Origin of the sequence: Streptomyces sp. NPDC096193 (assembly GCF_040302905.1) — a bacterium.
Lineage (GTDB): Bacteria > Actinomycetota > Actinomycetes > Streptomycetales > Streptomycetaceae > Streptomyces.
In genome coordinates this window covers 252,226-260,358 of sequence record NZ_JBEOSJ010000008.1, presented here as the reverse complement: position 1 = coordinate 260,358, position 8,133 = coordinate 252,226, and the positions used below count along the sequence as shown (strand labels likewise).

Below are 8,133 nucleotides of genomic sequence, written 5' to 3'. Positions count from 1 at the left end.
ATCTACCCCACCTGAAGGACCCTCTTTCCCTCCCCGACGCTCTTCCGATCTGGCCCGGCACACGCTGTGTGCCGGGCCCTCCCGCATACCGGGACGAGGCTCCACTACTCCTCGACGAGCAGCCGCTCGCGCAGCTGCGCGAGGGTGCGGGCCAGCAGCCGGGAGACGTGCATCTGGGAGATGCCGACCTCCTGCGCGATCTGCGACTGGGTCATGTTGCCGAAGAACCGCAGCAGCAGGATGCGCTTCTCCCGCGGCGGCAGATCCTCCAGCAGCGGCTTCAGCGACTCGCGGTACTCGACGCCCTCCAGCGCCTCGTCCTCGGCGCCGAGGGTGTCAGCGACCGCCGGCGACTCGTCGTCGGTGTCGGGGACGTCCAGGGACAGCGTGGAGTAGGCGTTCGCCGACTCCAGGCCCTCCAGGACCTCCTCCTCCGAGATGCCCAGACGCTCGGCGAGCTCGTGGACCGTCGGGGAGCGGCCGTGCTGCTGGGAGAGTTCGGCGGTCGCCGTGGTCAGGGCGAGCCGCAGCTCCTGAAGCCGGCGCGGGACGCGAACAGCCCAGCCCTTGTCCCGGAAGTGGCGCTTGATCTCACCGACGACCGTCGGTGTCGCGTACGTCGAGAACTCGACACCACGCTCCGGGTCGAACCGGTCCACCGACTTGATCAGACCGATCGTCGCGACCTGGGTGAGGTCGTCCAGCGGCTCACCGCGGTTGCGGAAGCGCCGCGCCAGGTGCTCGACCAGCGGCAGATGCATACGCACCAGCTGGTTGCGCAGGTCCGCCCGCTCCGAGGACCCGTCGGGCAGCTTGCGCAGCTCGATGAACATCGCCCGCGCCCCGCTGCGGTCATGTGGATCGTGGTGCTGCTGCTCGTGCACGTGCTCGCTCATATGGGCCGCCCGCTCTGCCTGCGCCTGCTCCGCCGCGTCCAAAAGGCCGTCCACCGGATGCGGCCGCGCCTGCTGCTCCGGGATGCCGTGCACCGCGGGTGGCTCGTTCCGCACCGGACCGTCCCCGTTCCTCACGCCGGCCCGGGTCCCGCGCCGCGCTGTTTGTACAGGCTGATGGAGACCGTACGGTCGTCGGCGACCGAGGAGTCGACCTTGCCGGCCAGCGCGGAGAGCACCGTCCAGGCGAAGGTGTCGCGCTCGGGTGCCCGGCCGTCGGTCGTCGGCGCCGAGACGGTGACCTCCAGCGAGTCGTCGACCAGTCGGAACACACAGCTGAGGACGGAGCCGGGGACCGCCTGCTGCAGCAGGATCGCGCACGCCTCGTCGACCGCGATCCGCAGATCCTCGATCTCGTCGAGGGTGAAGTCCAAGCGCGCTGCGAGACCGGCCGTCGCCGTACGCAGCACGGACAGATAGGCACCCGCAGCGGGCAGCCGGACTTCCACGAAGTCCTGAGTCCCGGGCTCGCCTGCGATCTGGGACACCCTCACCTCCAAGGTGGCACAAGCTCTTTCGGGGCCGCGGGAGAAAGATCCCGAAGCCGTGGCTACGCAATCAGAACGCAGCCGGTACTGGCCCGGCGACGCTATCGCGATCCATGGTGCCCTGTCGCCGGGCCCCCACTCGGTGGCTGTCACTCATGGTAGGCATATGACCACACACAGTGGCTAGAGGTCTGCGGGGTCCAATTGTGAGGAACCGGCGGAGGGTTGACGTACCCAGGCTTCAGACGATCGAACCGTCCACGAAGCACCACCGCCAACTCTCTCCCGGCTCGAAACTGCGCATCACCGGATGGCTCGTGTCCGCGAAATGCGCCGACGCGTGACGCATCGGCGAGGAGTCGCAGCACCCCACATGCCCACAGGTCAGACAGAGCCGCAGGTGCACGGGATGGGTGCCGGCCGCCTCACACTCCGTGCAGGTCCCGGTCAGCGCGGCCGGTGCGGGGACGGGCAGTTCTGTTGCGTGCGCACACTCGCTCATGATTGCCAGATTACGGCGGTGGTCGCCGGACGAGGCGTGGACGGACCGAGGGACGGCGAGAGATGGACGTTTTGCCACTGGTGGCACTGATCGCGGGCAGCGCCGCGATCGCCGGGCTGGCCCGCAGGTCGCCCGTGCCCGTACCGCTGCTGCTCGTGGCGGCGGGACTGATCTGCGCGTACCTGCCCGGGGTCCCGGACTACACCCTCGATCCGCACATCGTGCTGCCGCTGGTGCTGCCGCCGTTGCTGCACAAGGCGGCGGTCGACAGTTCCTACCTCGATCTGAAGGCTAACCTCCGGCCGGTCGCGCTGCTCTCGGTCGGCTATGTGCTCTTCGCGACCGTCGTGGTGGGCTACCTCGCCTTTCTGCTGGTGCCCGACCTGCCCCTCACGGCAGCGCTGGTCCTCGGCGCCGTGATCGCGCCGCCGGACGCGGTGGCCGCCACCGCGATCGCCCGCCGGCTCGGGCTGCCGAACCGCATCACCACGATCCTCCAGGGCGAGTCCCTGGTGAACGACGCCACCGCGATCACGGCGTTCAAGGTGGCGCTGGCCGCCGCGGTGGGCGAAGGAGCGAGCTGGGCGGGCGGCATCGGTGAATTCGCCCTGGCCTCGCTCGGCGGCATCGCCGTCGGCCTGCTGCTGATGGTGCCGCTGCACTGGCTGCGTACGCATCTGAAGGAAGCGTTGCTCCAGAACACGCTGTCGTTGCTCATCCCCTTCGTCGCCTACGCGGCGGCCGAACACGTCGGCGCCTCCGGTGTTCTCGCCGTGGTCGTCGTGGCGCTGTACCTCGGGCACCGCTCGTGGCAGGTCGACTTCGAGACGCGGCTCCAGGAGGACGCCGTGTGGCGGATGATCGCGTTCATCCTGGAGTCCGCCGTGTTCGCGCTGATCGGACTGCAACTGCCGTACGTCCTGGACGGTCTCGGCAACTACGGGGTGGGGGAGTCCCTCTGGTACGCCTTCGCGGTCTTCGTGTGCGTGGTGGTGGTGCGGTACGTCTGGGTCTTCCCGGGGACGTACCTGCCGCGGCTGTTTTCCGCACGGGTCCGGGAACGAGAACCGGACGCCGACTGGAAGTCACCCGTGATCGTCGGCTGGGCCGGGATGCGCGGAGTCGTGTCCATGGCGATCGCCTTCTCGATCCCGCTGACGACGGCCGACGGCGAGCCCTTCCCGGCGCGGAACCTCGTGCTGTTCCTGACGTTCACGACGGTCATCGGCACGCTCGTGGTGCAGGGAGTGACCCTGCCGGTCCTGATCCGCAAGCTGAAGCTGCCGCAGCGCGACACGTACGCCGAGACGCTCGCCGAGGCCCAGGCCCAGAACGAGGCATCCCGGGCGGCGGACCGGCGACTCGACGAACTGCTCGCCGACAGCGCCAACGCACTGCCCCAGCCGCTGGAGGAACGGCTGCGCATGGTCCTGGAGCGCCGGCGCAACTCCGTCTGGGAGCGGCTCGGCGGGGTGAACGAAGCGACCGGGGAGTCGGCCGACGACACCTACCGCAGGCTCGCCCGGCAGATGATCGGAGCGGAGCGCGAGGTCTTCGTGCAGCTGCGGGACGAGCGGCGGATCGACGACGAGATGATGCGGACGCTGCTGCGGCGGCTGGATCTGGAGGAGGCGGCGGCGTTCCGCGAGGAGGCCGGGTAGGGACGTCGGGGGGCAGGCTTCCGAGGGCTCGGTCGGGTCGGAGCAGGGCGTTTCCGAGGGGCCGGGCAGGCCGGGTCAGGCCGCTTTTGCGGGTTCGGGGGCGTCCGGCCGGCCGGTCACCACGGCGGCGACGGTGGTGCCGGGCGGGAACGTGCCCTCAGCGGCCAGGGTGGCCAGACCGTAGAGCATTTTGGCCACATACAAGCGCTCGACGGGCAGTCCGTGGCGTGCTTCGAACTCCTCGGCGAACGCATCCAGCCCGGGGGTGGAGCGCGCGTATCCGCCGCAGTGGAAGCGCTCGTCGAGTGTCCAGTCGCCGGCGCGGCCACCGAAGGCCTCCTGCTGGATACGGGCCGTCTCCCCGGCGAGGAATCCGCCCCGCAGGACGGGGAAGCCGATGGCGCGCTGGTGCGGCGCGAGGCCCGCGGCGAGGCCCGCGAGCGTTCCTCCGGTGCCGCAGGCGACGGCGACGACGTCCGCGCGGTGTTGGAGTTCGTGCCCGAGGGCGGTGCAGCCGCCGGCGGCGAGAGCGTTGCTGCCGCCTTCGGGGACGAGGTAGAAGTCGTCCGCGGGGTGCGGGCCGTGCACTGGGCCACCGGCTTGTCCCTCCGCCGCAGCTGCCAGGATCCGGGCCAGGACGTGGGGGTCGTTCCTGGTCCGGTAGGTGGTGCGGTCCACGAAGACCAGGCGCATGCCGTCCGCCGCGCACTGCGCGAGGGACGGATTGAGCGGCCGGGACGCCAGTTCGTCGCCGCGGACCACGCCGACCGTGGGGAAGCCCAGCAGCCGGCCGGCCGCAGCTGTCGCCCGCAGATGGTTGGAGTAGGCGCCGCCGAAGGTCAGGAGCGGGCGGCCGGCCGCGGCCCGCAGATTCGGTGCCAGCTTGCGCCACTTGTTGCCCGGCAGGTCGGGGTGGATCAGATCGTCGCGCTTGAGCAGCAGACGTATGCCGTGCCGGGAGAAGCGCTCGTCCTCGATGGGCTGCAGCGGCGACGGCAGCCGGGGCCGCAGGGCGGCGGTGAGGTCGAGCGCTTCCGGTGGCACACGGCCATTGTCACTTCAGGCGCTCGGCGATGCGTTCGCGCATGGCCTTCATGGTGAAGCCGCGTGGGTCGATCTTGCCCGGCTGCCATTCCAGGTGACCGATCACGGACCGTGAGTTCCAGCCGTGGTGGCGGCAGACGGCCGCCGCCGCTTTCTCGATCGCCTCCAGCTGGACGGCCGGCCAGGGGTCCTTGCCGTCGCCCATGTTCTCGCACTCGAAGCCGTAGAAGTGGCGGTTGCCGTCGGTGTTCGCCTCGTTGTCGGCGGGGAGTGCCTTCTCCGCTATCACCGCGCGCAGGACGTCGTCGTCGCCCAGGCCTGCGTGGTTGGCGCGGCCGTAGCCGACGAGGTGGACCTTGCCGTCCTTGGCGATGACGCCGTGGCACAGCGGGCCGGGCAGGGATGCGTAGCCGTCACGGCAGATGCGGACGGTGTTCGCGGTGCCCTTGGTGACCGTGTGGTGGATCATCACGCCGTGCACCGGGCCCCACGGGCCCTTGTGGTTGCGGTTGTGCGTGCGCCATTCGCCGACCTGGACGACTGTCAGTCCCTCGTCGCGTAAGGCGTCGAGGAACCTGCTCGCGGACATGGGTGCGGCCATCGTGGAGCTCCCTGGGGTGGGGGATGGGGATGGTGGGGGAGGACGCGGAATGCGTCGTACCGGGCTTCTACCCGAACTCCCGCGGCCGGACCACTTGTTCGGGAGGTGATCGAGCCGATCCGGTCACCGGAGCGGACCACTGGCATCCGCCCCATGTGCCCCACTCGGGGATAAGTAGTCCCATCCGTTTGTGTAATGGCGCCTGCACTCTGCGTACTGAAAGGCTTTCTCTCGCAGGTCAGACCATGATCGAGAGGGAGTCCTATGTCGGTTGGTTCGGTTGGCTCTGTCGGCGACGAGGTCCGTGAGCAGCACACGCCGAAGCAGCAGAGCCTCGGTACGGCCGCCGCGCGGAACCTTGCGACCACCACCAAGTCGGTGCCGCAGATGCAGGAGATCACCTCACGGTGGCTGCTGCGCATGCTGCCCTGGGTGCAGGTGCAGGGTGGCACCTACCGGGTGAACCGCCGCCTGAGCTACTCGGTGGGCGACGGGCGCGTGACGTTCGTGCAGACCGGCGACCGGGTGTCGGTCATCCCGGCGGAGCTGGGCGAGCTGCCCGCCCTCCGGGAGTACGGAGAAGAGTCCGTCCTGGCCGAGCTGGCGAGCCGCTGCGAGCAGAGGGAGTTCGCGGCGGGCGAGGTGGTGGCCCCCGCGGGGTCGGCCGCCGACCGTGTCTATCTCCTGGCCCACGGCCGGGTGGAGAAGATCGGCACCGGGCCCTACGGCGACGAGGCGGTGCTCGAAGTCCTCGCCGACGGTGCCTACTTCGGCGAGCAGTCCCTGGTGGACCGGGATGCCACCTGGGACTACACCGCCCGCGCCGCCACCGCCTGTACGGTCCTGGTGCTGACCCGGGACGACGTGCTGAACCTCGCGGAGCGCGCCGACTCGCTCCGCGTCCATCTGGCAGGGCTCGCCGCGCTGCCGCATCAGCGAACCAACAAGTACGGCGAGGCGGCGATCGACCTGTCCGCGGGACATGTCGGCGAAGCCCTCGTCCCGCACACATTCGTCGACTACGAGGGTGCGCCGCGCGAGTACGAACTGAGCGTCGCCCAGACCGTGCTGAAGGTGCACAGCCGGGTGGCCGACCTCTACAACCAGCCGATGAACCAGACGGAGCAGCAGTTGCGGCTGACCGTGGAGGCGCTGCGCGAGCGCCAGGAGGACGAGCTCGTCAACAACAAGGAGTTCGGTCTCCTGGCCAACTGCGACTACGGACAGCGCCTCCAGCCGCACGACGGCGCGCCCAGCCCCGACGACATGGACGAACTGCTGTCGCGGCGGCGCGGTTCGAAGATGTTCCTCGCCCACCCACGGGCCATCGCCGCCTTCGGACGTGAGTGCAACCGGCGCGGGCTCGTCCCGGACAGTGTCGAGGTCGCCGGCCACCATGTACCGGCCTGGCGGGGTGTCCCGATCTTCCCGTGCAACAAGATCCCGGTCACCGAGGCCAGGACCACCTCGATCATCTGTATGCGTACCGGCGAGGCCGAACAGGGGGTCATCGGCCTTCAGCAGGCCGGCATCCCGGACGAGATCGAGCCGAGTCTGTCCGTGCGCTTCATGGGCATCGACGAGCAGGCGATCATCTCCTACCTCGTCACGGCCTACTACTCGGCGGCGGTGCTGGTGCCCGATGCCCTCGGCGTCCTGGAGAACGTGGAGGTGAGTCGCTGGAGGTGACCCGACCGGCGGCCGGGAGCGCGTCTGCTACCCGCGCTCCCGGCCGCCTTCCCCGGAGCGGAGCAACCGGCCGCAACCGCGCACCGGACCCCCGAAAGGACCGCACAGTTGACCATGTCGGAGGCCGTCGAGGGCCGTGAGGCCATCGCCCTTCTGGACCGCACCCGCGAGGTCGTCGATCCCCACCTACGAGCAACCATCGACTCCCTGCCCGGTTCCCTGCGCCGGGTCGCGATGTACCACTTCGGCTGGGAGCACGCGGACGGAACCCCGGCCGCGGGGTCCACCGGCAAGGCCATCCGGCCGGCGCTCGTCCTCGCCGCCACCCGGGCACTCGGCGGGAACCAGCGCCTCGCGGTGCCGGCCGCGGCGGCCGTCGAGCTGGCGCACAACTTCACACTGCTCCACGACGATGTCATCGACGAGGACCCGACCCGAAGGCACCGCCCCACGGCCTGGACCGTCTTCGGCACTCCCGACGCGATCATCGCGGGCGACGCCATGTTCGCCGTCGCGCTGCGTCTGCTCGCCGAGGACCGCCATCCCGCGTCCCCGGCCGCGTCGCGGCGGCTCACGGACTGCGTGATCGAGCTGTGCGCCGGACAGCAGGCGGACTGCGCCTTCGAGGAGCGCGCACCGAACGACGTGTCCCTCGACGAGTGCCTTGAGATGGCGACCGCCAAGACGGGTGCGCTGCTGGGGTGCGCCTGCGCGCTCGGCGCCCTGTACGCCGGCGCGGGGGAGGAGGAGACCGCAGCCATGGACGCGTTCGGCAGGGAGGCCGGGCTCGCGTTCCAGCTGATCGACGACCTCATCGGGATCTGGGGTGACCCGGAGCGGACCGGGAAGCCGGCGGGCGCCGACCTGGCCGCGCACAAGAAGTCGCTGCCGGTGGTGGCCGCCCTGACCTCCGGCACCGCCGCCGGGGCGGAACTGGCCGAGCTGTACCGGGGGCCCATGAACGCCGCGACCGTGCGCCGGGCCGCCGAGGCGGTCGACCGGGCCGGGGGCCGGGACTGGGCGCAGTTGCAGGCAGCCGACCGGATGGCCCGCGCCGTCCATGAGCTCTCCCGGGCGGTGCCGGATCTGGCGGCCGCGGGGGACCTGCTGGCCCTGGCCGAATTCGTCACCCGTCGTACCCGCTGACATGCCCGGCTCGCCGACCATGGAGAGGGTTGACCGATGACGACGTGGA

8 protein-coding genes are annotated in these 8,133 nt (G+C 70.4%); 3 read left to right on the top strand and 5 right to left on the bottom strand.

The features are described from left to right. Positions 1-104 precede the first annotated feature (104 nt). The 3 genes from ABTX78_RS15355 to ABTX78_RS15345 all read right to left on the bottom strand — a co-directional run bounded on the left by ABTX78_RS15355 (position 105) and on the right by ABTX78_RS15345 (position 1,943). Complete coding sequence (locus tag ABTX78_RS15355) at positions 105-1,031, bottom strand: RNA polymerase sigma factor SigF (protein WP_502993875.1); 927 nt, start codon at positions 1,029-1,031, stop codon at positions 105-107. Further along, positions 1,028-1,441, bottom strand: coding sequence for an ATP-binding protein (locus ABTX78_RS15350; protein WP_018845530.1), 414 nt, complete (start codon positions 1,439-1,441; stop codon positions 1,028-1,030). Before ABTX78_RS15350 ends, ABTX78_RS15355 begins: the two co-directional genes overlap by 4 nt. 241 nt (positions 1,442-1,682) lie before the next feature. After that, positions 1,683-1,943 carry a UBP-type zinc finger domain-containing protein gene (locus ABTX78_RS15345; RefSeq protein ID WP_352207277.1) on the bottom strand — a complete coding sequence of 87 codons (261 nt, stop codon included), beginning with the start codon at positions 1,941-1,943 and terminating at the stop codon, positions 1,683-1,685. 62 nt (positions 1,944-2,005) lie between these two features. On the opposite strand from ABTX78_RS15345, the gene ABTX78_RS15340 reads away from it, so the two are divergent. Further along, complete coding sequence (locus ABTX78_RS15340) at positions 2,006-3,604, top strand: Na+/H+ antiporter (protein WP_352207276.1); 1,599 nt, start codon at positions 2,006-2,008, stop codon at positions 3,602-3,604. A gap of 75 nt (positions 3,605-3,679) precedes the next feature. Here ABTX78_RS15340 and ABTX78_RS15335 read toward each other — a convergent pair whose 3' ends face one another. Further along, a complete protein-coding gene (locus tag ABTX78_RS15335; RefSeq protein WP_352207275.1) occupies positions 3,680-4,648 on the bottom strand; it encodes a 1-aminocyclopropane-1-carboxylate deaminase/D-cysteine desulfhydrase in 969 nt (322 codons plus the stop codon). Between the two features lie 10 nt (positions 4,649-4,658). Next, a complete protein-coding gene (locus ABTX78_RS15330) occupies positions 4,659-5,249 on the bottom strand; it encodes an N-acetylmuramoyl-L-alanine amidase (RefSeq protein ID WP_352207274.1) in 591 nt (196 codons plus the stop codon). Between the two features lie 264 nt (positions 5,250-5,513). Between ABTX78_RS15330 and ABTX78_RS15325 the strand changes: the two genes are divergently transcribed. Both ABTX78_RS15325 and ABTX78_RS15320 read left to right on the top strand, forming a co-directional pair. Beyond that, positions 5,514-6,938: a family 2B encapsulin nanocompartment shell protein gene (locus ABTX78_RS15325; RefSeq protein WP_352207273.1), complete on the top strand. Its 1,425-nt coding sequence runs from the start codon at positions 5,514-5,516 to the stop codon at positions 6,936-6,938. Positions 6,939-7,052: 114 nt separating this feature from the next. Beyond that, positions 7,053-8,084 carry a family 2 encapsulin nanocompartment cargo protein polyprenyl transferase gene (locus tag ABTX78_RS15320; RefSeq protein WP_352207287.1) on the top strand — a complete coding sequence of 344 codons (1,032 nt, stop codon included), beginning with the start codon at positions 7,053-7,055 and terminating at the stop codon, positions 8,082-8,084. Positions 8,085-8,133: the final 49 nt, after the last annotated feature.

What these genes read in the sequence shown, in the direction of transcription:
- ABTX78_RS15340 (WP_352207276.1), top strand. Translation starts at nt 2,006, where the DNA reads ATGGACGTTTTGCCACTGGTGGCACTGATCGCGGGCAGCGCCGCGATC.
- ABTX78_RS15345 (WP_352207277.1), bottom strand. Translation starts at nt 1,943, where the DNA reads ATGAGCGAGTGTGCGCACGCAACAGAACTGCCCGTCCCCGCACCGGCC.
- ABTX78_RS15320 (WP_352207287.1), top strand. Translation starts at nt 7,053, where the DNA reads ATGTCGGAGGCCGTCGAGGGCCGTGAGGCCATCGCCCTTCTGGACCGC.
- ABTX78_RS15325 (WP_352207273.1), top strand. Translation starts at nt 5,514, where the DNA reads ATGTCGGTTGGTTCGGTTGGCTCTGTCGGCGACGAGGTCCGTGAGCAG.
- ABTX78_RS15330 (WP_352207274.1), bottom strand. Translation starts at nt 5,249, where the DNA reads ATGGCCGCACCCATGTCCGCGAGCAGGTTCCTCGACGCCTTACGCGAC.